This window comes from Janthinobacterium tructae, from assembly GCF_006517255.1.
GTDB classification, from domain to species: domain Bacteria; phylum Pseudomonadota; class Gammaproteobacteria; order Burkholderiales; family Burkholderiaceae_D; genus Janthinobacterium; species Janthinobacterium tructae.
Window position 1 is genome coordinate 5,582,552 of the sequence record NZ_CP041185.1, and the last position, 25,233, is coordinate 5,607,784.

24 protein-coding genes and 1 other RNA gene are annotated in these 25,233 nt (G+C 61.5%); 17 read left to right on the forward strand and 8 right to left on the reverse strand.

Annotated elements, in window-relative coordinates:
* Positions 1 to 142: 142 nt before the first annotated feature.
* Both FJQ89_RS24570 and FJQ89_RS24575 read right to left on the reverse strand, forming a co-directional pair.
* The gene (locus FJQ89_RS24570) at positions 143 to 526 is read right to left on the reverse strand and encodes a hypothetical protein (RefSeq protein ID WP_141172073.1); all 384 of its coding nucleotides are present in this window, start codon (positions 524 to 526) and stop codon (positions 143 to 145) included.
* Positions 526 to 1,035: a penicillin-insensitive murein endopeptidase gene (locus tag FJQ89_RS24575; protein ID WP_168208522.1), complete on the reverse strand. Its 510-nt coding sequence runs from the start codon at positions 1,033 to 1,035 to the stop codon at positions 526 to 528. Before FJQ89_RS24575 ends, FJQ89_RS24570 begins: the two co-directional genes overlap by 1 nt.
* A 212-nt stretch (positions 1,036 to 1,247) precedes the next feature.
* Between FJQ89_RS24575 and FJQ89_RS24580 the strand changes: the two genes are divergently transcribed.
* The gene (locus tag FJQ89_RS24580; RefSeq protein WP_141172075.1) at positions 1,248 to 1,427 is read left to right on the forward strand and encodes a hypothetical protein; all 180 of its coding nucleotides are present in this window, start codon (positions 1,248 to 1,250) and stop codon (positions 1,425 to 1,427) included.
* A 5-nt stretch (positions 1,428 to 1,432) separates the two neighbouring features.
* Complete coding sequence (locus tag FJQ89_RS24585; protein WP_141172076.1) at positions 1,433 to 2,110, forward strand: hypothetical protein; 678 nt, start codon at positions 1,433 to 1,435, stop codon at positions 2,108 to 2,110.
* Between the two features lie 191 nt (positions 2,111 to 2,301).
* Here the strand turns inward: FJQ89_RS24585 and FJQ89_RS24590 are convergent, their stop codons facing one another.
* From FJQ89_RS24590 to ompA, 5 genes are all read right to left on the reverse strand, one after another.
* Complete coding sequence (locus FJQ89_RS24590; RefSeq protein ID WP_141172077.1) at positions 2,302 to 2,604, reverse strand: HNH endonuclease; 303 nt, start codon at positions 2,602 to 2,604, stop codon at positions 2,302 to 2,304.
* Between the two features lie 323 nt (positions 2,605 to 2,927).
* Positions 2,928 to 3,288, reverse strand: a transfer-messenger RNA (tmRNA) gene (gene ssrA, locus FJQ89_RS24595).
* Positions 3,289 to 3,371: 83 nt separating this feature from the next.
* Complete coding sequence (locus tag FJQ89_RS24600) at positions 3,372 to 4,076, reverse strand: HAD family hydrolase (protein ID WP_141172078.1); 705 nt, start codon at positions 4,074 to 4,076, stop codon at positions 3,372 to 3,374.
* A 68-nt stretch (positions 4,077 to 4,144) separates the two neighbouring features.
* Positions 4,145 to 4,840, reverse strand: a complete 696-nt coding sequence (gene ubiG, locus FJQ89_RS24605) for a bifunctional 2-polyprenyl-6-hydroxyphenol methylase/3-demethylubiquinol 3-O-methyltransferase UbiG (RefSeq protein WP_141172079.1) — start codon at positions 4,838 to 4,840, stop codon at positions 4,145 to 4,147.
* A gap of 127 nt (positions 4,841 to 4,967) precedes the next feature.
* Positions 4,968 to 5,678 (reverse strand): outer membrane protein OmpA, encoded by a 711-nt coding sequence (ompA, locus tag FJQ89_RS24610; RefSeq protein ID WP_071078971.1) that lies wholly within the window; start codon positions 5,676 to 5,678, stop codon positions 4,968 to 4,970.
* Between the two features lie 656 nt (positions 5,679 to 6,334).
* On the opposite strand from ompA, the gene gyrA reads away from it, so the two are divergent.
* The 15 genes from gyrA (at position 6,335) to FJQ89_RS24685 (ending at position 23,327) form a co-directional block, all read left to right on the forward strand.
* Positions 6,335 to 9,028: a DNA gyrase subunit A gene (gene gyrA, locus FJQ89_RS24615; protein ID WP_141172080.1), complete on the forward strand. Its 2,694-nt coding sequence runs from the start codon at positions 6,335 to 6,337 to the stop codon at positions 9,026 to 9,028.
* 155 nt (positions 9,029 to 9,183) lie between these two features.
* The gene (locus FJQ89_RS24620; protein ID WP_141172081.1) at positions 9,184 to 9,768 is read left to right on the forward strand and encodes a DUF2059 domain-containing protein; all 585 of its coding nucleotides are present in this window, start codon (positions 9,184 to 9,186) and stop codon (positions 9,766 to 9,768) included.
* A gap of 24 nt (positions 9,769 to 9,792) precedes the next feature.
* On the forward strand, positions 9,793 to 10,884 hold the full coding sequence (serC, locus tag FJQ89_RS24625; RefSeq protein WP_141172082.1) for a 3-phosphoserine/phosphohydroxythreonine transaminase: 1,092 nt from the start codon (positions 9,793 to 9,795) through the stop codon (positions 10,882 to 10,884).
* An 82-nt stretch (positions 10,885 to 10,966) separates the two neighbouring features.
* Positions 10,967 to 12,037, forward strand: a complete 1,071-nt coding sequence (gene pheA / locus FJQ89_RS24630) for a prephenate dehydratase (protein WP_092612019.1) — start codon at positions 10,967 to 10,969, stop codon at positions 12,035 to 12,037.
* Between the two features lie 134 nt (positions 12,038 to 12,171).
* On the forward strand, positions 12,172 to 13,278 hold the full coding sequence (hisC, locus tag FJQ89_RS24635) for a histidinol-phosphate transaminase (RefSeq protein ID WP_141172083.1): 1,107 nt from the start codon (positions 12,172 to 12,174) through the stop codon (positions 13,276 to 13,278).
* Positions 13,279 to 13,282: 4 nt separating this feature from the next.
* Entirely contained in the window at positions 13,283 to 14,191 is a 909-nt protein-coding gene (locus tag FJQ89_RS24640; RefSeq protein ID WP_205704529.1) for a prephenate dehydrogenase, read from the forward strand.
* Between the two features lie 18 nt (positions 14,192 to 14,209).
* A complete protein-coding gene (aroA, locus tag FJQ89_RS24645) occupies positions 14,210 to 15,565 on the forward strand; it encodes a 3-phosphoshikimate 1-carboxyvinyltransferase (RefSeq protein WP_141172084.1) in 1,356 nt (451 codons plus the stop codon).
* A gap of 16 nt (positions 15,566 to 15,581) precedes the next feature.
* Positions 15,582 to 16,250: a (d)CMP kinase gene (gene cmk / locus FJQ89_RS24650; protein ID WP_141172085.1), complete on the forward strand. Its 669-nt coding sequence runs from the start codon at positions 15,582 to 15,584 to the stop codon at positions 16,248 to 16,250.
* Between the two features lie 151 nt (positions 16,251 to 16,401).
* Positions 16,402 to 18,081, forward strand: a complete 1,680-nt coding sequence (rpsA, locus tag FJQ89_RS24655; protein ID WP_034751798.1) for a 30S ribosomal protein S1 — start codon at positions 16,402 to 16,404, stop codon at positions 18,079 to 18,081.
* 17 nt (positions 18,082 to 18,098) lie between these two features.
* Entirely contained in the window at positions 18,099 to 18,404 is a 306-nt protein-coding gene (locus tag FJQ89_RS24660; RefSeq protein WP_008446215.1) for an integration host factor subunit beta, read from the forward strand.
* A gap of 234 nt (positions 18,405 to 18,638) precedes the next feature.
* Positions 18,639 to 18,941, forward strand: a complete 303-nt coding sequence (locus FJQ89_RS24665; RefSeq protein WP_077400759.1) for a LapA family protein — start codon at positions 18,639 to 18,641, stop codon at positions 18,939 to 18,941.
* Positions 18,942 to 18,987: 46 nt separating this feature from the next.
* Positions 18,988 to 20,163: a lipopolysaccharide assembly protein LapB gene (lapB, locus tag FJQ89_RS24670; RefSeq protein WP_141172086.1), complete on the forward strand. Its 1,176-nt coding sequence runs from the start codon at positions 18,988 to 18,990 to the stop codon at positions 20,161 to 20,163.
* Positions 20,164 to 20,302: 139 nt separating this feature from the next.
* Complete coding sequence (locus tag FJQ89_RS24675; protein ID WP_141172087.1) at positions 20,303 to 21,670, forward strand: UDP-glucose dehydrogenase family protein; 1,368 nt, start codon at positions 20,303 to 20,305, stop codon at positions 21,668 to 21,670.
* A complete protein-coding gene (rfaE1, locus tag FJQ89_RS24680) occupies positions 21,667 to 22,620 on the forward strand; it encodes a D-glycero-beta-D-manno-heptose-7-phosphate kinase (RefSeq protein ID WP_141172088.1) in 954 nt (317 codons plus the stop codon). The genes FJQ89_RS24675 and rfaE1 overlap by 4 nt, the downstream gene beginning before the upstream one ends.
* A gap of 176 nt (positions 22,621 to 22,796) precedes the next feature.
* On the forward strand, positions 22,797 to 23,327 hold the full coding sequence (locus FJQ89_RS24685; RefSeq protein WP_141172089.1) for a ComEA family DNA-binding protein: 531 nt from the start codon (positions 22,797 to 22,799) through the stop codon (positions 23,325 to 23,327).
* Between the two features lie 118 nt (positions 23,328 to 23,445).
* Here the strand turns inward: FJQ89_RS24685 and FJQ89_RS24690 are convergent, their stop codons facing one another.
* Entirely contained in the window at positions 23,446 to 25,011 is a 1,566-nt protein-coding gene (locus FJQ89_RS24690; protein ID WP_141172090.1) for a phospholipase D family protein, read from the reverse strand.
* Positions 25,012 to 25,233 lie beyond the last annotated feature (222 nt).

The window sequence follows — 25,233 nt, forward strand, 5'->3', positions numbered from 1 at the left end:
GCCAGTGTACGCTGTTGAGGTGAGGGATGGGGGATTGGGCCTGCTCCGGGTGTCATATGCAGGTAGAGTCGCTCAGGCGGAAGAATTCGGCTGGCTGTGCGCCGGTACAATGAGGCAGACCCTGGTTTTAGCAGCGCCCGGGCTAGCAGATTGCTCCATACATCCCTTTTCCCGTACGCAGGTCGAGTCCGAAATAGCATTCGTATGCTGCCCCTTTTGTATGAACGCAGGTAATATCCCCCCTGCGCCGCTCACGGTAGTCCGCCGAGGAACTGCATGCCTGCTCCTGTTTCACATCGGGGCCGAGCTGGGCAAACAGTTCCCGTGCCAATTCACCTTTGACCATGATTGCCACTTTCCGGTCGTTTCGCGTGGGCGGCAGCATGTCGGACAGCGTTCCGCCATAGATCTGATAGTCACCCCGCAAGGGGCGTGGTTCGCCAGTCCATGCCGGCGGCTTGTCAGCGGCTTGCGACGGCGAGAATAGAGCGAGCGCCATGGCGCAGCATGCAAGCCGAGTATTCATCAGTGCTCTCTGATTTCAATGTGAAGGTGATCGTCGTGCCCTTGCAGAGACCGGACGCGCCCACCGGTAATCGCCTTTTGTACCTCACCGTCGTTAAAGAAGACCTTGGTGACCATGGGATGGCGCAAAAACAGCCGTATCAATTTGATGGTGGCGTCCCGGTCATATACGTCATCAAAGCGCGACACGCGTGCGCACTGGCCTTCCAGCTTGTCCTTCCGCAGGGGGCGTAGATCCATTTCAATGCCCTTTCTGTGGCTCACATGCTTGTCGTACGCCAATCCTTCCGCGATGCTGATATTCCCGATGCCAAATTTCCGATCATCAATTGCCTGCCATTCACGTTCGATGTAAAAGATCAGGGATAGCAAGCTGGGGTGCGCATATTGGGCCATATGGCCGGAATGTGGCATCCGGTGCAGATTGCCATAGACGTAATACCCGGCACCTTCCGGAGCCTGGGGCAGGATAAAAAAACCGCGCTTATCCCTGGGCTGAACTTCAAGCATGCTCGACTCCGCTATGCGCAACGGTGGGGGAGCTGGCATTGTTTCGCATTCCTTTCTGTTTGGACTTGCGGTATCGCAAACAATGGCGAGCTGGATCCGGGTTTGTCCATTGTTCTCGGCGGCGCGTGCGCCAGCCTTGTCCATGAAGAATCGGCAACATACGGATTGATGGATCGATGTATCCGCCCCTTCATTGCGGAGTACGCACTAGCGTGACACAAACATTGCAAACCTGGCTGCTGGCCTGGCGGGAAGCCTTCACGTGTATCGGCCTGGGACTGCGCGACGCGCGTCATGCGGGCCTGTGGTGGCGCTCCGCCCTGTGGTGCATGGCGGTCGTGGCGCTGTGGCTGGGACTGTATAGCTGTTTCGGCCGTTTTTTGTCGAGCTGAGCGCCATGCTGGCGCTGGTGTCCGTCACCGGTTTGCTGGGCCTGGGCGTGATGGATGGCATCGGGACACTGGCCAACGGGCCGGCCACGCTCTCGCAGATGGGCAATATCGCCGGCAGCCTGGGCAGTGCCGCCAAGGCCCTGCTGTCGATCGGCCAGATCGCCCTGGCGCTGCTGGCGTTGGCAGCTTTTTTCTATGTGATGGTCTTTATCGTCGGCGCCATCGGCACGGCGCGCTTGCCGCTGCGCTGCTTGTTGCTGGAGCACGCCAAGGCCGTGGCGGCGCGCCGCTATGTTGCTTGGCAAGCGCCGGCCGGACTGGATGCCTCCGCCGCGTGCCCCGCCTGGCGGCGGCGCCTGTTGCTGTTGCTTTCCCTGATGATTCCCGTGTGGGCGATGTGCGTGCTGATCTCGTACTTGCTGGCCTGGAATGTGCAAATGATCTACGGCGCTGCGGCCGAAGCCGTGCTCAGCGTGGAACAACAAGCGGCCTTGCGCCGCGAGCAGCGTCCTGTGATCTTTGCTCTAGGCCTGCTGTTGTGCTTGCTGATGCTCGTACCGGTTCTCAATTTATTGTTGCCAGCCTTGCTGTGCACCAGCGTCTGCCACTTGCAGCGCCGCGGCTGGCGCGCAACCAAGGCGCGAGGGCCAGGTCCGACATTCGTACACGACCTGAGCGGCTGAGGTTGACCTGTAGATAGAATTCCTGCCAGCCTGGACTGGCCAGTACCGTCGCTAGTGACCGATTACCGGCATGGTGGAGATCTGAGGCCTTCCGAAATTGTTGCCACTTAACTTTTTCAACACAATAAGGAGGAAGCGCACGGAGCCGATTAGCGCTCTGAATCGCCACCAGTAGCTTAAGACCGCGATTCTCAGCGCGGGAATTTATATCGTACCAGCAGCGTAGGTCCTTTGCCGCCGGATGGCGTCAGCAGTATCTCGTCACCGGGCTGCATCTCTTCATACATTACCGTGCAACAGGTCGGCATCGAGTGGCCGCGCGCGGGATAAACGCCAACGTCGGTGTGCAGGGTCGCAGCGCGTACGTCCACGCTGGTTTCGCCGGCCTTTGCTGCTTCTTGCAGCTGCTTGCGCAGTGCGGTGACGAAGTCCCCTTTGCTGAGTCTGGCAGGAGCCTGGTTTGCTGGCGGGCGAGCGGTTGCGTTGTTTTTCATGTTGGTTTCCTTCAGTGAATACATTCCCGGCACTATATCATTGGCCCCTGACACAGAGCGAGGTCCGCCATTCGTATACAGCCTGAGCCGCTAAGGTTGTCGTTAGGAAAAACCGCCTGCGGCGCAAGAGCCAGTCAGACGAATCGGAGAGGGTTGCGCTTGCAAGCGCAACCCGGTTTTGCGGCGCCGAGCTGCGCTCGCCGAAGGCCCCGCAAAACCCCCGCGCCCGTACCGGACGCGGATGCGCTGCCCGCGCTCTGCATGCGTTGAATAAATAAAAAGGGCCTCCCCGCCAAAACGGGGAAGCCCTTTTATTTATTCAGTGGTGGAGACGGCGGGAATCGAACCCGCGTCCGCAAGCACTCTACAGACAGTTCTACATACTTAGCACTATCATTTAATTTAACTCAGCCAGCACGGATGTGCACGTTATGGGCAAGCGAGTTACCTATTATTTAGTCGGACGCTAAGTAACCCAGCATCAGACGAGTCCCTGTAAATGACTCTAGAGCTTTTAACGGCCCACCCCAGGGACGAGGTGTTCTAGAGCTAACAGCAATTAAGCTGCCAGTGCGTACGAGTTATCGTTTGCAGTTAAGTTTTTTCAGGTTGTATTTACGAGGTAGCCCGCCCTCGGTATGCCCTGCGCTGCTTTGCAACCCACGTCGAAACCAGGTCGTCCCCACAGAACCTTCATTGTAGCGCAATCTGCCCACTCTTGCATGATGCATTCGTTTGCTGGCGTGCCAGATCAAGTGGAGGCCGATTTATGCCGCCAGCTGCCGCTCCTGCGCCGCCTTCACCACGCCAGTCACCAGCTCGAGCAGGGCCAGCGGCGTGTCCAGCAGGTGGTCGGCCTTCCAGTGCTGCGGCTCGATGGGGCCGCAGTAGCCCCAGGCGCAGGCGACCGTGCGCATGCCCGCGGCGCGGCCGGCCTGGATGTCGCGCAGGTCGTCGCCCACGTACCAGCAGTCTTGCGGCGCCAGTTCCAGGCGGCGCGCCGCTTCCAGCAGAGGGGCGGGGTGCGGTTTCGGGTGCGCCATGGTGTCGCCCGAGATCACGCAGCCGGCGGCGCCCAGGCCGATCTGGCCCACCAGCGGGTCGGTGAAGCGGGCCGCCTTGTTGGTGACCACGCCCCAGGCCAGGCCCAGCGTTTGCAAGCCGTCGAGCAGGGCGGGGATGCCGTCGAATAAACGGCTTTCCACGGCCAGGGCCGCTTCGTAATTGTTCAGGAAGCCGTCTTTCAGCGCTTCGTAGCCGCTTTCGCCAGGTTGCACGCCATACGACGCGCCTATCATGCCGCGCGCGCCGGCCGAGGCGGTGGGGCGCAGGATGTCATACGGGGTCGGCGCCAGGCCGGCGCGCGCGCGCAGCAGATTGATGGCCGCCGCCAGGTCGGGCGCGGTGTCGGCCAGGGTGCCGTCGAGGTCGAACAGGATGGCGCGCGGGGCTGGCAGATGGTCTGTGATCATGGCAGGCAAAGTGTGTCAAGTAAGAATGAAAAATGGCGGCCGCAGCCGCCTTGTATTGTGCGTGATGGTTACAGCGACCGGGTGCAGGCCACCAGATAATTGACGCTGGTATCGCTATTAAGTGAGTAAATCTTGGTCAGCGGATTGTAGCCCATGCCGCGCATGCTGTTGACGTCCAGGCCGGCGCTGCGCAGGTATTGCGACAGTTCGGACGGGGTGATGAATTTGTCATAGTCGTGCGTGCCTTTCGGCAGCAGGCGCAGGATGTATTCGGCGCCCAGGATGGCGAACAGGTACGCTTTCGGGTTGCGGTTCAGGGTCGACAGGAAGACGTGGCCGCCCGGTTTCACCAGCGTGGCGCAAGCCTTGACGATGGCGGCGGGGTCCGGCACGTGCTCGAGCATTTCCATGCAGGTCACGACGTCGTACTGGCCCGGCTCTTCCTCGGCCATGGCTTCGGCGGCGATCAGCTTGTAGCGTACCTTGGCGCCCGATTCCAGGCTGTGCAGGTCGGCCACTTTCAGGGCCTTGTCGGACAGGTCGATGCCTGTCACGTCGGCGCCCTTGCGGGCCATCGATTCGGCCAGGATGCCGCCGCCGCAGCCGATGTCGATCACGCGCTTGCCGGCCAGCGGCACTTTCGCGTTGATCCATTCCAGGCGCAGGGGGTTAATTTCGTGCAAGGGACGAAACTCGGAAGTGGGGTCCCACCAGCGGTGGGCCAGCTCACTGAATTTTTGGATTTCGAGAGGGTCGGCGTTCATAGGTCGAATAATAGCGGCAATTTTACAATCGGGCAGCCACGGACGAAAAAAAACCCCGCCTTGGCGGGGTTTTTCATGCTGTCCTTGACTTGCGCGATGACTTGCGGCAAGTCCGGGGGCTCAGCTATTACTTGTTGCGGGTACCAACAACTTCGATTTCCACGCGACGGTTTTTCGCACGGCCTTCGGCAGTTTTGTTATCAGCAACAGGTTGTTTTTCGCCTTTGCCTTCGGTGTACACGCGGTTGCTTTCAACGCCTTTGGAGACCAGGTAGGCTTTGACAGCATCAGCACGACGTACCGACAGTTTTTGGTTGTAAGCATCGGTGCCGACGGAGTCGGTGTGACCCACAGCGATGATGACTTCCAGGTTGATGCCGCCCAGTTGTGCGGACAGTTCGTCCAGCTTGGCTTTGCCTTCTGGCTTCAGCGTAGCTTTGTCGAAATCGAAGAATGCATCAGCAGCGAAGCTGACTTTTTCCGAGGTAGGAGCCACAACGACTGGTACTGGTACGACAACGACTGGTGCCGGTGCTGGTACGACTGGCGCTGGTGGCGCTACGCACTTGCCGTCTTGCAGGGTTTCTGGCTCTACGCACAGTGGCACGTCGCAACCTGGCACTGCGTCAGCAGGTGTCCAGTAGCCAGTGCGCCAGCACAGACCGAATGGATCGCGCACGATCACGCCGCGGGCATCTTGCACGTAAGCGCTTTTTGGGCTTGGTGCTTTGATGTCAGTGGTAACTGGCGCGAATGGTGGGGAGGTTGGGGTTTGGGCCGAAGCCGAGCCAGCAATCACTGCGGATGCAGCGAAAAACAGCGTTACAAATTTATTCATTCTTTTTTCCTTTCGGGGGGTGATATCCGCAGAACAACACTGCGCTACTGGTGCTACGTGCCAAGATTTTATCATGTAGACCATATGCGCTCGTTTCAGATTGCGAAACTAGCAATTAACTTCTCAGTCATTTTGCCACACGCATCAGGGGCGCACGACGGTGGTTAAATCAAAGCTTGCCCGATTTTAGACCGTGCGTTGTATTTGCGCAACGAAAATGCCCATTTGTAACGCATCTGTAACATTTGATCGCTTTTTTTGCCACTTTTAAGGGCAGGTGTCTTGAACTGATATTGTCATTGTGCATTATCGACAGGTCAACATGCACGCCCCCGGTGCAAACTGCCAATCTTGTTGGTATGGCCAATTTGTACAGGTAGCTGGGCGCGCATGCTAAAATCGTGCGCTTGACTGTTAAGAGTGTCGGGCAAATGCCCACGGCGGCACCGCATGACCAGCACGTACCCTAGCGGTACGCATACTGGCCGTGCCGCCAGTGCGCCGATTTGTTCTGGCACTCTGCGACATGGACGCCGGGCCGCGCCAGCAGCGCACGGCGCAGCGTCCACGACGACAGCCACCCAGGATATGCAGTATTGCGTCATACATTGCGTAACAGATAAGTTAACCACAGCCTGAGATCAGTCGAACCGCCAATGGATCAATTCGCAAAAGAAACAATTCCTATTTCCCTCGAAGAAGAGATGCGCAAGAGCTACCTCGATTACGCCATGAGCGTGATCGTCGGTCGCGCCTTGCCCGATGCGCGTGATGGCTTGAAGCCAGTGCACCGCCGCGTCTTGTTCGCGATGCATGAAATGAATAACGTGTGGAACCGCCCTTACGTCAAGTGCGCCCGCGTGGTCGGCGAAACCATGGGTAAATACCATCCCCACGGCGATGCCTCGATCTACGACACACTGGTGCGCATGGCGCAGGATTTTTCGCTGCGCTACATGCTCGTCGATGGCCAGGGTAACTTCGGTTCCGTCGACGGCGATGGCGCCGCGGCGATGCGTTACACCGAGTGCCGCCTGGACAAGATTGCCGGCGAACTGCTGGCCGATATCGACAAGGATACCGTCGACTTCCAGCCCAACTACGATGGCAAGGAAAAGGAACCGACGGTCTTGCCGACGCGTATCCCGAACCTGCTGATCAATGGCTCGTCCGGTATCGCCGTCGGCATGGCGACGAATATTCCGCCACACAACATCACCGAAGTCATCGACGGTGCGCTGCACGTGCTGCGCAACCCCGATTGCACGATCGATGAATTGATCGAGATCATTCCCGCCCCCGATTTCCCTACCGCCGGCATCATCTATGGCGTGTCGGGCGTGCGCGACGGCTACCGCACGGGCCGCGGCCGCGTAGTGATGCGCGCCAAGACCCACTTCGAAGAATACGGCAAGGATGGCGGCCGCATCGCCATCATCGTCGACGAGCTGCCATTCCAGGTCAACAAGAAATCCTTGCTGGAGCGTATCGCCGAAAACGTGCGCGACAAGAAGCTCGACGGCATTTCCGATATCCGCGATGAATCCGACAAGTCGGGCATGCGCGTGGTGATCGAGCTGAAACGGGGCGAAGTGCCGGAAGTGGTGCTGAACAATCTGTACAAGCAGACCCAGTTGCAAGACACCTTCGGCATGAACATGGTGGCCCTGGTCGATGGCCAGCCGAAGCTGCTGAACCTCAAGCAGATGCTGCAATGCTTCCTGTCGCACCGCCGCGAAGTGGTCACGCGCCGCACCGTGTTCGAACTGCGCAAGGCGCGCGAACGCGGTCACGTGCTCGAAGGCCTGGCTGTCGCGCTGGCCAATATCGATGACTTCATCGCCATCATCAAGGCCGCGCCGACGCCGCCGATCGCCAAGGTCGAGCTGATGGCCAAGGCCTGGGATTCGTCCGTCGTGCGCGAAATGCTGGCCCGCACGGGCGACGGCACGACGCCAGGCGGCATCGATGCTTACCGTCCGGAAAACCTGCCGAAGCACTACGGCATGCAGGGCGATGGCCTGTACAAGCTGTCGGACGACCAGGCGCAGGAAATTTTGCAAATGCGTTTGCAACGCCTGACCGGCCTGGAACAGGACAAGATCGTCAACGAGTACAAGGACGTGATGGAACATATCGCCGACTTGCTCGACATCCTGGCCAAGCCGGAACGCGTCACCGTCATCATCACCGATGAAATGACGGCGGCGAAGAACGAATACGGTGCCGGCAACAAGGACGTGCGCCGCTCGCAGATCGAGCTCAATGCCACCGACCTGGAAACGGAAGACCTGATCACGCCGCAAGACATGGTCGTGACCCTGTCGCACACCGGTTACATGAAGGCGCAGCCGATTTCCGAATACCGCGCGCAGAAGCGCGGCGGACGCGGCAAGCAAGCCATGGCGACCAAAGAGGAAGACTGGATCGACCAGCTGTTCATCGCCAACACGCACGACTACATCCTGTGCTTCTCGGATCGTGGCCGCATGTACTGGCTGAAGGTGTGGGAAGTGCCGCAAGGCTCGCGCAATTCGCGCGGCAAGCCGATCGTCAACATGTTCCCGCTGCAGGACAACGAAAAGATCACCGTGATCCTGCCGCTGTCGGGCGAGAACCGCACGTTCCCGGAAGACCATTACGTGTTCATGTCGACCAGCCTCGGTACCGTGAAAAAGACGCCGCTGAAGGACTTCAGCAATCCACGCAAGGCCGGCATCATCGCGGTCGACCTGGACGACGGCGACTTCCTGATCGGCGCGGCGCTGACCGACGGCCAGCACGACGTGATGCTGTTCTCCGATTCGGGCAAGGCAGTGCGCTTCGACGAAAACGATGTGCGTCCGATGGGCCGCACGGCGCGCGGCGTGCGCGGCATGAACCTGGAAGAAGGCCAGCACGTGATCGCCCTGCTGGTGGCCGAGAACGAGCAGCAGTCGGTACTGACGGCAACCGAAAACGGTTACGGCAAGCGTACGCCGATCACCGAGTACACGCGCCATGGCCGTGGCACGAAAGGCATGATCGCCATCCAGACCAGCGAGCGCAACGGTAAAGTGGTTGCCGCGACCCTGGTCGATACCAGCGATGAAATCATGCTGATCACCACCGGCGGCGTGCTGATTCGCACCCGCGTGTCGGAAATCCGCGAAATGGGCCGCGCGACGCAGGGCGTGACCCTGATCGCCGTGGAAGACGGCACCAAGCTGTCCGGCCTGCAGCGCGTGGTGGAAACGGATATCGACGAAGTCGAGCTGACGACGGAGGCGGGCCTGGAGGCCGCGGCTGCGCCGGCAGAGGCTGAACCAGCCGATCCCGTTGATCCTGTCGATCCGGTCCAGCCGGAGTAAGATGATTGGGGCTCTTTCGGGAGCCCCAATTGCTGTTGGCGCACCACTTGCGACACGGACGGTTATTGTGTTCGTAGGTCGGCTTAGCCCACAGGGCGTAAGCCGACGCCTCCTGGCCGCACCCCTTTTACCAGTCATTCAACATCCCGCATGCCATGAGAAAAATCGTCGCCACCTTCTTCGCCGCGTTTTCGCTGGCCTTCCTTGCGACCCTGCCGGCCCTGGCCCAGAGCGCGCAAGCCACGCCCGCGCGCCAGGCCGCGCCCAGCCCCGCCATGAAAGTGGCCGTGCGGCGCATGCTTGACGCGATGCAGTTCCCGCAGCTCACGCGCAGCATCTTCGACCAGATGCTGCAATCGGTGCCGGCCATGATCCGCCAGTCGGCGCAGCAGCAAATCAACAGTAACCCGAAACTGGACGAGCAGCGCAAGGCGCGCGCGCTGGCCAGCGCCGAGGAAGAAATTCCCGTCGCCATCGCCACCCTGACGCAGGTGCTGGCCGACCCGACCCTGATCGATGAGTTGAGCGCCGAAATGGTGCCCCTGTACGCGCGCTTTTACACGGTGCCGGAAGTCGAGCAGCTGACGGCCTTCTACAAGACGCCGCTGGGCCGCAAGATGCTGGCCACCATGCCGCAACTGTCGGCCGAATCGATGGCCATCAGCCAGCGCGTGCTGATTCCGCGCGTGAACGCCGTGCTCGAGCAAGTCATGCGGGCGGCCACGCAGCCGCCCCAATAATTTCATTTTACTAAGGACCGTATCGTGACCCATATCTACAACTTCTCCGCCGGCCCCGCCGTCCTGCCCAAGGAAGTGCTGGCGCAAGCGGCCGCCGAAATGCTCGATTGGCATGGCAGCGGCATGTCGGTGATGGAAATGAGCCACCGTGGTCCCGAATTCATCTCCATCTACAAGCAGGCAGTAGCCGATCTGCGCGAACTGCTGGCCGTGCCCGAGAACTACAAGATCCTGTTCCTGCAGGGCGGTGGCCTGGGCGAGAACGCCATCATCCCCATGAATCTGGTGGGCCTGGCCGCGCAGCAGCCGGCCACCATCGACTTCGTGCATACGGGTTCGTGGTCGGGCAAGTCGATCCAGGAAGCGGCCAAGTATGCCAACGTCAACGTGGCCGCATCGTCCAAGGCCACGCGTTTCACGGGTGTGCCACCCGTCGCCGAGTGGCAGCTGACGCCGGGCGCCGCCTACCTGCATATCTGCACCAATGAAACCATCGACGGCGTGGAATTCCAGCAGGCGCCAGGCGTGCCGGCTGGCACCACCATCGTGGCCGACATGTCCTCGCATATTTTGTCGCGCGTGATCGACGTGTCGCAATACGGCGTCATCTTTGGCGGCGCGCAAAAGAATATCGGCCCGGCCGGCCTGACCCTGGTCATCGTGCGCGAAGACTTGCTGGGCAAGGCGCTGCCGATCTGTCCGTCGGCCTTCGACTGGACTATCGTGGCCGAACATGAGTCGATGTACAACACGCCGCCCACCTACGGTATCTATATCGCCGGCCTGGTTTTCCAGTGGCTCAAACGCCAAGGTGGCGTGGCGGCCATGGAACAGCGTAATATTGAGAAAGCGGCGCTGCTGTACGCGGCGCTCGATGCGGACGACTTCTACCAGAACCGGGTCGATCCCGCATACCGCTCGCGCATGACCATCCCGTTCTATCTGCGCGATGAAAGCTTGAACGACGCATTCCTGGCCGGCGCCAAGCAGCGCGGCCTGCTGCAACTGAAGGGCCACAAGTCCGTCGGCGGCATGCGTGCATCGATCTATAACGCGATGCCGATCGAGGGCGTGCAAGCCTTAGTGAATTATCTGAACGAGTTTGCCGGACGCTGAGTCGCCTAGACGACCGCGCCGGCCCGCCGCCGGCGCAGGCCGCGCGGCCATGATTGAAGTACAGCTGACGAAACAAACAACCATGACCGATAAATTGAAACCGCTGCGCGAACAGATCGATGCGATCGACGCGCAAATCCTCGAACTGCTGAATCGTCGCGCGCAAATCGCCCAGCAAGTGGGCCACGTGAAGGCCGAGACGCAGGCGCCCGTGTTCCGTCCCGAGCGCGAAGCGCAGGTGCTGCGCGGCGTGGCCGAGCGCAATCCCGGCCCCATGGGCGATCGCGAAGTGCAGACCATCTTCCGCGAAATCATGTCGTCCTGCCGCTCGCTGGAAAAGCGCGTCACCGTGGCCTACCTTGGCCCGGCCGGCACCTTCAGCGAGCAGGCCGTGTACCAGCAGTTCGGCAGCGCCGTCGAAGGCTTGCCGTGCGCATCCATCGATGAAGTGTTCCGCTCCGCCGAGGCGGGAACGGCCGACTTTGGCGTCGTGCCCATCGAAAACTCCTCGGAAGGCGCCGTCAACCGCACGCTGGACATGATGCTGCAGACTAGCCTCATCATCAGCGGTGAAGTCGCCATTGCCGTGCACCACAGCCTGATGACGAAGAGCGGCAACATGGATGGCGTGACCTCGATTTGCGCGCATTCGCAGGCGCTGGCGCAGTGCCAGGTGTGGCTGAACCAGAATTACCCGCACATCGCGCGCCATGCCGTGGCCTCGAATGCCGAAGCGGCGCGCATGGCCGGCGAAGATGGCACGGTGGCGGCGATTGCCAGCGAACTGGCGGGCGCGCAGTACAAGCTGGGCGTGGTCAAGGGCCATATCCAGGACGACCCGCACAACCGTACGCGCTTCGCCGTCGTGGGCACCTTGCAGACGGCGCCGTCGGGCAAGGACCAGACCTCGCTGGTGCTGGCCGTGCCGAACAAGGCGGGCGCCGTGTACCAGTTGCTGGCGCCTCTGGCGAAGCATGGCGTGTCGATGACGCGCTTCGAGTCGCGCCCGGCGCGCATGGGCAGCTGGGAGTATTATTTCTATGTCGATGTGGAAGGCCACGTGCACGACGCTGCCGTCGCCCAGGCGCTGGCCGAGCTGCAGAGCAACGCGGCGTTTTTCAAGGTGCTGGGGTCGTATCCGGTCAGCTTGTAACTTCGTTGACTGGTGTCGGATTACGCTGCGCTAATCCGACCTACCCGACCTGCGGTAAGCTGTAGGTTGGGTTAGCGCAGCGTAACCCAACAACAGCCACCAGCCTAATCATTCACCAACTTTTAAAGAACACCATGTCTAAAAATATCGGTCCAGAATACGTCCGCGCCATCGCCCCTTACCAGAGCGGCAAACCAATCGCCGAAGTCGCGCGCGAATTCGGCCTCGACGAGGCAGCCATCGTCAAGCTGGCATCGAATGAAAATCCGTACGGCATGCCGGAATCGGCCAAGCAAGCGATGATCGCCGCCATCGATGACCTGGGCCGCTACCCGGACGCCAACGGCTTCGACCTGAAAGCCGTGCTGTCGAAGCGCTATGACGTGCCGGCCGACTGGATCACTCTGGGCAATGGCAGCAACGATATCCTGGAAATCGCCGCGCACGCGTTTGTCGAGCATGGCCAGTCCGTGGTGTACTCGCAGTATTCGTTTGCCGTGTACGCGCTGGCCACGCAAGGCCTGGGTGCGCGCCACATCGTCGTGCCGGCGCAAGCCTACGGCCATGACCTGGACGCCATGGCGGCGGCGATTGCCGACGATACGCGCCTGGTCTTCATCGCCAACCCGAACAACCCGACCGGCACCTTCCTGTCGGCCGCGCAGCTCGAAGCGTTCCTGCAAAAAGTGCCACAGCACGTGGTGGTGGTGCTGGATGAAGCCTACAACGAATTCCTCTCGGCCGACGAGCAGTACGAGTCGACGGCGTGGGTGCGCCAGTATCCGAACCTGGTGGTCTCGCGCACCCTGTCGAAGGCCTACGGCCTGGCCGGCCTGCGCATCGGCTTCGCCATCGCCCAGCCGGTGCTGACGGACCTGATGAACCGCATCCGCCAGCCGTTCAATGTCAACTCGCTGGCGCAGGCGGCGGCGATTGCCGCGCTGAACGACAAGGCCTTCCTCGAGCAAAGCGCGCGCAACAACGCGGCCGGCTACCAGCAGTTCACCGAAGCGTTCACGCAGCTGGGCCTGGAATTCGTGCCGTCGCACGGCAATTTCGTGCTGGTGAAAGTAGGCGACGATGACGGCGCCGGCGCGCGAGTCAACCTGGCACTGCTCCAGCAGGGCGTGATCGTGCGCCCCGTGGGCAGCTACGGCTTGCCGCAATGGCTGCGCATTTCCATCGGCCTGCCGCAGGAAAACGCCATCTTCATCGCCGCGCTGACGAAAGCGCTGGCCTGACGATATGACGACGCCTGCACTGAAAAAAGTCGTCATCTTCGGCGTAGGCCTGATCGGCGGCTCGTTCGCGCGCGCCCTGAAACACGCGGGCGCGGTCGCCACGGTGGTCGGCATGGGCCGTTCATCGGCCTCGCTGGCGCGCGCGCTGGAGCTGGGCATCATCGACGAAATCGGCGGCGACATGGCGCAAGCCTTGCTTGGCGCCGACCTGGTGCTGGTCGCCGCGCCCGTGGCGCAGACGGGCGCCATTTTGGCGTCCATCGCGCCGCATCTGCAGCCTGCTACCGTCGTCACCGATGCTGGCAGCACGAAAAGCGACGTGGTGGCGGCCGCGCGCGCGGCGCTCGGCGGCAAGGTGGCGCAATTCGTGCCCGGCCACCCGATCGCGGGACGCGAGACGAACGGGCCTGACGCGGCCATCATCGATCTGTATCAAGGCAAGAAAGTGGTGCTCACGCCGCTGGCGGAAAATTGCGCCGCCGACGTGGAACGGGTGGCGGCCGCGTGGCGCGCCTGCGGTGCCATCCTGCACACATTGACACCCGAAGAACATGACAAGGTATTTGCCGCCGTCAGCCATCTGCCGCATTTGCTGGCCTTTGCGCTGGTCGACGACATCGCCAACAAACCGCACGCGGGCCTGCTGTTTCAATACGCGGCCAGCGGCTTTCGCGACTTTACGCGCATCGCCGGCTCATCGCCGGAAATGTGGCGCGACATCAGCCTGGCCAACCAGCCGGCGCTGTTGCATGAACTGGACGCCTATCTGGCGCAGTTGACGACCTTGCGCGCCCACCTGGCCGCGAACGACGGCGCCGCCATCGAAGGCGTGTATGCGAACGCCCAGCACGCGCGGCAACAATGGATCGAGGCGATTGAAACGGCGGAAATACCTGCCGCGCCCACACGATAAATACTCAAGGATTCCAGCATGACCCAGACCAAGCACTACCCTCACCATATCGATTTGCAGCCGGTGATGCATGCCGAAGGCACGGTGCGTTTGCCCGGCTCGAAAAGCATTTCCAACCGCGTGCTGCTGCTCGCCGCGCTGGCCAGGGGCACGACGAAAATCATCGACTTGCTCGCCTCCGACGACACCTTCGTCATGCTCACGGCGTTGACGTCGCTGGGCGTCAAATGGACGCAGGATGAATTGACGGGCGATCCGGCTACTGCCCACCAGGTGCACCACGTGGAAGGCTGCGGCGGCGTCTTCCCGCACCACGCGGCTGACCTGTTCATGGGGAACGCCGGCACGGCGATCCGCCCGCTGACGGCGGCCCTGGCCGTGATCGGCGGCGACTACACGCTGCACGGCGTGTCGCGCATGCACGAGCGTCCGATCGGCGACCTGGTCGACGCGCTGAACGCCGTCGGCACGCAGATCGAATACACGGGCGAGCAGGGTTTCCCGCCGCTGCGCATCCGCCGTGGCCATATCCACGCGCAACGCATCGCCGTGCGCGGCAATGTGTCGAGCCAGTTCTTGACGGCCCTCTTGATGGTGGCGCCGCTGATGGCGCGCGACCATGCGGTGACCATCGATGTGACGGGCGAGCTGATTTCCAAGCCATACATTGAAATTACCCTGAACCTGATGCGCCGCTTCGGCGTGACGGTCGAGCATGACGGCTGGCAGTCGTTCACCGTGCAGCCGGGCCAGCACTATCAAAGCCCGGGCACGATCCACGTGGAGGGCGACGCGTCGTCGGCCTCGTACTTCCTGGCGGCCGGCGCCATCGGCGGCGGTCCCGTGCGCGTGGAAGGCGTGGGGCGCGACAGCATCCAGGGCGACGTGCGTTTCGTCGAAGCCTTGCAGCAGATGGGCGCGACCATCACCATGGGCGAGAACTGGATCGAGGCCCGCTCGAACGGCGTCTTGACGGCCGTCGACATGGATTTTAATCATATTCCCGACGCGGCCATGACGATCGCCGTGGCCGCCCTGTACGCGGACGGCACCTCGACCTTGCGCAATATCGCCAGCTGGAGGGTGAAGGAAACGGACCGCCTGACCGCCATGGCGACGGAGTTGCGCAAGCTGGGCGCGGAAGTGGAAGAGGGCGCGGACTACCTGCGCGTGACGCCACCAGCCTCAATCGCCGCAGCGACCATCGACACGTATGACGACCACCGCATGGCCATGTGCTTCTCGCTCGCCTCGCTCGATGGCGCGGCGCGCCGCGGCAACGCCATGCGCATCAACGACCCGAAATGCGTGGCCAAGACCTTCCCCGAGTATTTCGCTGCGTTTGCGGGGATAGCCAAAGATACCTTGATTTAATTGATTGTTTAATACTATGTCAACCTCCAATATCCCGGTCATCGCCATCGACGGCCCTACCGCTTCCGGCAAGGGCACGGTGGCGCACCGCGTGGCCGACAAGCTGGGCTTTCATTACCTGGATTCGGGCGCGCTGTACCGCCTGACGGCCTTGAGCGCGCTGCGCCGCGGCACCGACCTGCGCGACGAGCACGCGCTGGCCAAGCTGGCCGAGCATTTGCCCTGCCATTTCGCGGGTGGCGAGATCCTGCTGGCGCAGGAAAACGTCACCGAGCAGATCCGTGCCGAAGAAGTGGGCAATACGGCGTCAAAAATTGCCGTTCTGCCAACGGTGCGCCATGCACTGGTGGGCTTGCAGCTGGGTTTTCGCAAGACGCCGGGTCTGGTGGCCGACGGGCGCGACATGGGCACGGTGATCTTCCCGCATGCCCAATTGAAGGTGTTCCTCACCGCCAGCGTCGAGGCGCGCGCGCAACGGCGCTACAAGCAATTGATAGACAAGGGTTTTTCTGCTAAGATGGAAGACCTTCTGATGGATTTGCAGGCGCGGGACGAACGTGATACTCACCGTGCGATTGCGCCGCTGGTCCCTGCGGAAGGGGCGCATGTCCTCGATACGTCGGAAATGACGGCAGATGTTGCCGTTGAAACCGTGTTGAAATGGTATGCAGCTGCAGCAAAATAGCGTGTTGTTGTGCTATGTGGTGCCCGTTGACGGCTCCTGGCCTGTCCGGGTGTGTCAAAAACCTAACCCAGTTTAAGTCGCGTCGTGCGATCTCTGCTGGATAACCTGTGTGAACCCTATGTCTACTGTTACAACTAACGAATCTACCGGTATGGAAAGTTTTGCTGCGCTCTTCGAGGAATCGTTGTCGCGTCAAGATATGCGCTCCGGCGAAGTTATTTCCGCTGAAGTCGTGCGCCTCGACCACAATTTCGTGATCGTGAACGCTGGCCTCAAATCCGAAGCATTCATCCCTGTCGAAGAATTCAAGAACGACCACGGCGAACTGGAAGTCAAAGTTGGTGACTTCGTTTCCGTGGCGATCGAATCGCTGGAAAACGGTTTCGGCGATACCATCCTGTCGCGCGACAAAGCCAAGCGTCTGGCTTCGTGGCTGGCTCTGGAAAAAGCGATGGAATCGGGCGAAATCGTCGTCGGTACCGTCAATGGTAAAGTCAAAGGCGGTCTGACCGTGTTGACCAACGGCATCCGCGCATTCCTGCCGGGCTCGCTGGTTGATACCCGTCCTGTCAAAGACACCACCCCATTCGAAGGCAAAACCCTCGAATTCAAAGTGATCAAGCTCGATCGCAAGCGTAACAACGTGGTTCTGTCCCGCCGCGCCGTCATCGAAGCTTCGATGGGCGAAGAGCGTCAGAAACTGATGGAAACGCTGAAAGAAGGCACGGTCGTGACCGGCGTCGTCAAAAATATCACCGACTACGGCGCGTTCGTGGATCTGGGCGGTATCGATGGCTTGCTGCACATCACCGACCTGGCATGGCGCCGTGTACGTCACCCGTCGGAAGTACTGACGGTTGGCCAGGAAATCACCGCCAAAGTCCTGAAATACGATCAAGAGAAAAACCGTGTTTCGCTGGGCGTGAAACAACTGGGCGACGATCCTTGGACCGGTCTGTCCCGTCGTTACCCACAAAGCACCCGTCTGTTCGGTAAAGTAACGAACCTGACCGACTACGGCGCGTTCGTTGAAGTGGAACAGGGTATCGAAGGTCTGGTACACGTTTCCGAAATGGACTGGACGAACAAAAACGTTGCTCCTAACAAAGTTGTCCAACTGGGCGATGAAGTAGAAGTGATGGTTCTGGAAATCGACGAAGAGCGTCGTCGTATCTCGCTGGGTATGAAACAGTGCAAAGCCAACCCTTGGGATGACTTTGGCGTTACCCACAAGAAGGGCGATAAAGTCCGCGGCGCGATCAAATCGATCACCGACTTCGGCGTGTTCATCGGCCTGGCCGGCAACATCGACGGTCTGGTGCATCTGTCCGACCTGTCCTGGACCGAAACCGGCGAAGAAGCCGTGCGTCGCTTCAAGAAAGGTGACGAACTGGAAGCCATCGTTCTGGCCATCGACGTTGAGCGCGAGCGCGTTTCCCTGGGCGTCAAGCAACTGGAAGGTGACCCATTCAACAACTTCGCAGCCATGAACGACAAAGGCTCGCTGGTAACCGGCACCGTTAAATCGGTTGAGCCTAAAGGCGCCGTGATCCAACTGTCCGAAGAAGTTGAAGGCTACCTGCGCGCTTCCGAAATCTCGCGCGACCGCGTTGAAGATGCTGGTACGCACCTGAAAGTCGGCGATACCGTCGAAGCCATGGTGTTGAACATCGACCGCAAAGCCCGTGGTATCCAACTGTCGATCAAAGCGAAAGACAACGTGGAAACCCAGGAAGCCATGCAGAAGATGGCAGCTACCGACAACAACGCAGCTTCGGGCACCACCAGCCTGGGCGCCTTGTTGAAAGCTAAGTTCGATAACAAGAACTAAGACTGCGGATACGGCAGATGACAAAGTCCGAGCTGATCAACCGCCTCGCTGAGCGTTATTCTCAGCTGGTGGCGAAAGATGCGGAGTATGCCGTCAAGACCATTCTCGATGCGATGACCAACGCCCTGGCGACCGGTCAGCGTATCGAGATCCGCGGTTTTGGCAGTTTTGCCCTGAACAGCAGGCCCCCGCGCATCGGCCGCAACCCGAAATCCGGCGACAAGGTGATGGTTCCCGAAAAACGGGTACCCCACTTCAAACCGGGCAAACAGTTGCGCGAGCGCGTGGACGCGATGGTCGGGCAACCGATCATCGAGGATTAATCGTCTGCTGGAAGGCGACATAGAAAGCGGCGTCCTCGGATGCCGCTTTTTTTTGTTAATATGCTGAGAATACCTGACATAAGCTACTGCGCGTCGCGCTTTGCGGCCTGCGATGCTCACCGTACTTCAGTACGGTTGCGCTTCTCGGCCACAAATCACTGACGCTCGCTACGCTTCTGCCAGGCATTCCGAGGTTGTGCCATACGGCATTTTTTGTACTTTCTGGGCGTATCGATGAAAATCATCTCCACCATCGTTGGCTGTGTTCTTTTCGTCCTGTTCTTCAGTTTTGCGCTGAAGAATGCGCAGGTTGTCGACCTGCATGTTTTCCTCAATTATGAAATTCGCGGCCCCCTGGTCCTGATGCTGCTGGGCTTTTTTGTCGCCGGCGCCAGCCTGGGCGTATTGGCCCTGACGCCGACCGTGTTCCGTCACCGCCGCGAAGCGAGCAAGCAAAAAACCACCATTGCCGCGCTGCAAACCGTTGGCGTGGCCAGCAATGTCCAGCCGCAACCGGACAGCGTGAGCGCGCAGTAAGCGGCGCCGTCGCTCCTATCTCTCTTACTCGAATAAAAACAATCGCATGGATTTTGAACTCTGGTGGCTCTTGGGTATCCCGGTGTTTTTCGCGCTGGGCTGGATTGCCGCGCGTGTGGACATTCATCAACTGGTGTCCGAATCGCGCAGCCTGCCGCGCAATTACTTCAAGGGCTTGAATTTCCTGCTCAATGAGCAGCATGACAAGGCCATCGATGCCTTCATCGAAGTCGTCAAGCTGGACCCGGAATCGGCCGATATGCACTTTGCGCTGGGCAACCTGTTCCGCCGCCGCGGCGAGACGGAGCGCGCCATCCGCGTGCACCAGAATTTGCTGGCGCGCCCGGACTTGCCGCTGGAACAGCAGGGCCATGCCGCCTATGAGCTGGGCATGGATTACCTGAAGGCAGGCTTGCTGGACCGCGCCGAGGAAACCTTCAACAGCCTGGTCGACACGCAATATGCGGCCCAGGCGCGCCGCGCGCTGCTGGAAATTTACCAGCGCGAAAAGGAATGGCCGCGTGCCATCGAAGCGGCCGTCGGCTTGCAGGAATCGGGCGCCGGGGCGCGGCAGAAGGAAATCGCCCAGTTCTATTGCGAGCTGGCGCATGACGCGCTGGTGCACATGAAACCGGACGACGCCATGCCGCTGCTGGAAAAAGCCCTGCAGACGGACCGCAAGAGCGTGCGCGCCACCATCCTGACGGGTGACGTGCTGCTGGCGCGCGGCGACACGGAAGGCGCGCTGACGACCTGGCGCCGCGTGGAGCAGCAAAGCGTGCCGCACGTGGCCCTGGTGGCGCAGCGCCTGATGGATGGCTACACCAAGGTGGGCCGCGCGCAGGAAGGCGTCAACCTGCTGCGCTCCTACCTGGAAGAGGCGTCGTCGATCGACTTGATCGAGGTCGTCTTCAAGGCCGTCATCGAACTCGACGGCGTGGAAGCGGCGAAGCAGTTGGTCAGCGCCGAGCTGCGCCGCACGCCGACCCTGCTGGGCCTGGATAAACTGCTGGAAGCGCGCATGATGGATGCGCCGGCCGCCATCTGGTCCGAGCTGTCGATGGTGAAAAACCTCGTGCACGGCTACACGCAGAAGCTGGCCCGCTACCAGTGCAGCCACTGCGGCTTCAAGGCCCGCCAGTTCTACTGGCACTGCCCTGGCTGCAATCGCTGGGAAACGTATCCACCGCGTCGCACCGAAGAGCTCAACGTCATGAATTAGTCGTGCCCACCACAGGGTCCATGGCTGCGTTGCAACGCCTCGCCGTACTATTCGTACTGTCTTCGGCGCCGCGCCTTGCCCTGAACCCTGTGCTGTGCACTTGCAGGTCAGATAGACATATTACAAATACGGCACAACCATGAAAATCACCATTATCGGCACGGGCTATGTGGGCCTCGTGACGGGCGCCTGCCTGGCGGAACTGGGCAACGACGTTTTTTGCCTCGACCTGGACGCACAGAAGGTCGCCTTGCTCAACAGCGGCGGCATCCCCATCCACGAACCGGGCCTGGAAGAAGTCGTGGCGCGCAACCGCGCCGCCGGCCGCATGACCTTTTCCACCGACGTCGAGGCAGCCGCCGCGCACGGCGTGATGCAATTCATCGCCGTCGGCACGCCGCCCGATGAAGACGGCTCGGCCGACCTGCAATACGTGCTGGCGGCCGCGCGCGGCATCGGCAAGTACATGACGGACTTCAAGGTCATCGTCGACAAGTCCACCGTGCCCGTCGGCACGGCCGAAAAAGTGCGCGCCGCCATCCAGGGCGAACTGGACGCGCGCGGCGTGGCCGCCACGTTCTCGGTGGCGTCGAACCCGGAATTTCTCAAGGAAGGTGCGGCCGTCGAAGACTTCATGCGCCCGGACCGCATCGTCATCGGCTGCGACAGCACGCCGGACGGCGAGCGCGCGCGCGAATTGCTGAAAAGCCTGTACGCGCCGTTCAACCGCAACCGCGAACGTACCTACTGGATGGACGTGCGCTCGGCCGAATTCACGAAGTATGCGGCGAACGCCATGCTGGCCACGCGTATTTCCTTCATGAATGAACTGGCGAACCTGGCCGACAAGGTGGGCGTCGATATCGAGGCCGTGCGCCACGGCATCGGTTCCGACCCGCGCATCGGCCATAGCTTCCTGTACGCAGGTTGCGGCTATGGCGGTTCCTGCTTCCCGAAAGACGTGCAGGCGCTCGAGCGCACGGCGCGCGGCTATGGGCAGGAGTTGCTGATCCTGCGTGCCGTCGAAGCTGTCAACGACCAGCAGAAGCAGGTGCTGGGGCGCAAAGTGGTCACTCGCTTCGGCGCAGATCTGACGGGCCGGCATTTCGCCGTCTGGGGACTGGCCTTCAAGCCGAACACGGACGACATGCGCGAAGCGTCGGCCCGCGTGCTGCTGGCGGACTTGCTGGCGCGCGGCGCCACGGTGGCCGTGTATGACCCGGTGGCCATGCCCGAGGCACGCCGCGTGCTGCAACTGGACTTGACGCCGGAGCAGTTGGCAAGGGTGCGCTTTGCCGACAGTCCGAAGGATGCGCTGCAGGACGCCGATGCGCTGGTCATCGTGACCGAGTGGAAAGCCTTCCGCAGTCCCGATTTCGAACAGGTCAAGGCGCGCCTGAAGCAGGCCGTGATCTTTGACGGACGCAACCTGTTCGAGCCGGCCGTCATGGCCGAGAATGGCATCGAATACCACGGGATCGGTCGCTCGATCCTGACGCGCGCATGAGCGCCCAAGAGGTGGTCGCCTTGACGGCGCCGGCCGCGCTGGCCCAGGTGCGCCTGCTGGTGGTGGGCGATGTGATGCTGGACCGTTACTGGTTCGGCGATGTCAGCCGTATTTCGCCGGAAGCGCCGGTACCCATCGTGCGCATCGAGAAGCGCGAAGAGCGCCTGGGCGGCGCGGCCAACGTGGCGCGCAACGCCGCAGCGCTGGGAACGAAGACGAGCTTGCTGGGCGTGGTCGGCGACGACGAGGCAGGCAGCCAGGTCGAGCGCCTGCTCGAAGGCGGCGGCATCCACAGCTATCTGCAGCGCGATGCGGCCATTTCCACCATCATCAAGCTGCGCGTGATCGGCCGCCAGCAGCAAATGCTGCGCATCGACTTCGAGGATGCGCCCAGCGATACGGTGCTGCGCGACAAGTTGGCGCAGTTTAATGCCCTCTTGCCGCACTACGACGTGGTGGTCATGTCGGACTACGCCAAGGGCAGCCTGGTGAATGTGGCCGAGATGATCAAGGCCGCCAAGGCCGCCGGCAAGATCGTCATGGTCGACCCGAAAGGGGATGATTTCAGCCGCTATACAGGAGCGTCAGTGCTCACTCCGAACAAGTCCGAACTGCGCCGCGTGATCGGCAACTGGAATACGGAAGAGCAACTCACGGAACGCGCGCAGCAGATGCGCGCACAGCTGGGCCTGGAAGCCTTGCTGCTGACCCGTTCCGAAGAGGGCATGAGCCTGTACACGGCCGATGAGGTGCTGCACATGCCGACCGATGCGCGCGAAGTATTCGACGTCTCGGGCGCGGGCGATACGGTGATCGCCACCATGGCGGCCATGCTGGGCGCCGGCATGAGCCTGGGCGATGCAGTGCGTACGGCCAACCGGGCCGGCGGCATCGTCGTCGGCAAGCTGGGCACGGCCACCGTCACCCGCGAAGAGCTGTTCCCGCAGTAATCGCCGCCGTATTCCGCATCTCGCCTGCGCCGGTCTGTTTGATCTGGCGCAGGTTTTTCCCTCCTTCCGCTGTCCCGTCTTGTCAACCGTATCACGCCACAGCCGTTAAAGCCGTTAAGGCGCTGCTCCTCCCTTGCGTTCGAGTCATCTTGAAACCACACCACGGAGAGATACCCATGTTCAAAAAAATACTGCTGGCCATCGTCACCCTGATCGCGACGATGGGTTTTGCCTTTGCCCAGGTCGATGTCAACAAGGCGGACCAGGCGGCACTCGACGGCGTCAAGGGCATCGGCCCCGTTACATCGAAAGCCATCCTTGATGAACGCGCCAAGGGCGGCGCCTTCAAGGATTGGGCCGATTTCGAAAGCCGCGTGAAAGGCATCGGACCGAAAAGTTCCGTGAAACTGTCGGAAGCGGGCTTGCAGGTGAATGGTCAGGCCAAGTCTGGCGCGCCAGCGGCTCCGGTGGCGAAAGCTGCCCCGGCAAAAAAGGAAGCTGCTGTGAAGGAAGTTGCAGCGAAAGAAGCCGCACCGAAGCCAGCTGCTGCGACCGACACCGCTGCGGCGCCAGCCAAGACGGCCGCTGAAACGAAAAAAGAAGCTGCTGCTGCCAAGAAAGAAGCGAAGGCTGCCGCCGCTGCCGCGAAGAAAGAAGCGAAGCTGGCTGCAGCCGAGGCGAAGAAGGCTGAAGCCGAGAAAAAGTAAGCGTGTTGCTGTAAAGCGTGTTGCGTGGTGGTGCCGCGCAGCACGAGAAGAAAACCCTGCGTGGTACCGGCCGCGCGGGGTTTTTTTTATGCGCCGCCACTTTGCCCTGCCGATGCGCCTACAGCTGCGACTCGATCGGCAGCCAGCGCATCACGGACACCAGCATGCGGCGCCAGAAGCCTGACTCCGGATCGTGCGTCCACACCTTGGCGGGCTCTTCGGTGGCGTCGGACCAGCGCAGGGCGCCGTTGTCGAGGAATAAGCGGTAGCTGGTGTCGCCCGACGTCGAGTGCAGGAACAGCGCGCGCATGTCGGCCCCCAGCGCGGCATCGTGGAACAGCACGCCCATCTCCGTGTTCAGCTGGGCCGAGCGGGGATCGAGGTTGAAGGAGCCGACGAAGCCCCGCTGCCCATCGACCACCACGGCCTTGGTATGCAGGCTGGCGCGGCTCGAACCCATCAGGCTGATGCGCTTGCGGTGCAGGGTCTTCAATTCATACAGGTCGACGCCACCGCCGAGCAGCACTTCGCGGTAGCGCGCATAGCCCGCATGCACGAGGGCCACATCGGTGGCGGCCAGCGAGTTGGTCAGCACACTGACCCTGACGCCGGCGGCGACCTTGTCGGCCAGGCTCTGCGTCAGCGCCGCGCCGGGCACGAAGTAGGGCGAAGTCAGCAGCGCTTCCTCGCGCGCCTCCGTCAGTAGCGGCAGCAAGCTGTGCATGAGCCAGTGCTCGCTGCGCTGCAAACTGGCCACGGGGGCGGCTTTTTCCGGCGGGTCCGACAGCACTTGTACCTGCGCGCTCCAGTGCAGGCGCAGCCGGCCATCGAGGTGGGCTTGCAGCTGGCCCGCATCGGTCAGCTGCCGCAGGTAGGGCGAGGCGCCCAGTTCACCCGTGAGCGCGTCGAGGCGGGCGCGCACAGCCTGCAGTTCCGGCGCCCCCGCGTTCTTGCCGGCGAGCAGGGCGCTGATGGGGATGACGGCGCGGCTGTTCCAGAAGCGGTCGAAAATGTCGCTCGTCTGCTGTACGGCGGGACCCACCAGCAGCAAGTCGGCATCCTGGAAATTGACTTGCTCGGCGGCATCAAAGTATTCATCGCCGATATTGCGCCCGCCGACCAGGGCCACCCTGCCGTCGACGATCCAGGCCTTGTTGTGCATGCGCCGGTTCAGGCTGACGGCGCGCAAGGCCATTTCCACGGCGCGCAACCAGATGCCGTCGCGGTTGCGGCCCGGATTGAAGATGCGCACGTCGATCAGCGGATGGCTGTCGAGCGCGAGGATGGCGGCGTCCTGGCCGCGCGCGTTGATATCGTCAAGCAACACACGCACGCGCACGCCGCGGTCGGCCGCGCGCAGCAGCTCGCGCACCAGCAGGCGGCCCGTGACGTCGTTATGCCAGATGTAGTACTGCAGGTCGATGCTGCGGCCCGCCTCGCGCGCGCTCAGGGCGCGCAGGGCGAACGCTTCCAGATTGTCGTCGATCAGGGCCGTGCCGCTCTGTTCCGGGCGTTGCGCCAGCTGCGGCGCCAGCACGCGGTCGAGCAGGGTGGCGTCGGCTGCCACGGGCAAGGCCGTTCCCGGCGCCCCCAGCGAACGTTCGGCGAAGCGCCCGTAGCTGTACAGCGCGGCTATGCTGAGCCCGGCAAACAGGGTGGCCAGCAGCAGCAATTTGACGAGCATGCGGCGCACCGTCAGCGGACCGCGCGCAGGCTGCGGCGTGCGGGATGGAGGATGGGCTGGCGCATGCGGATGTCTTTCGTGAGCGGAACGGGAAGTGGCCGATTGTAGCAGTTTCTATAATGCACGATTTTCATCCTGGAACATCCTTGCCTGCCGTCAAAAATGCGAGAATGGCCAGCTCAATCAATCATCAGGGGATGCAGGCATGGTAAGGATTTTGAC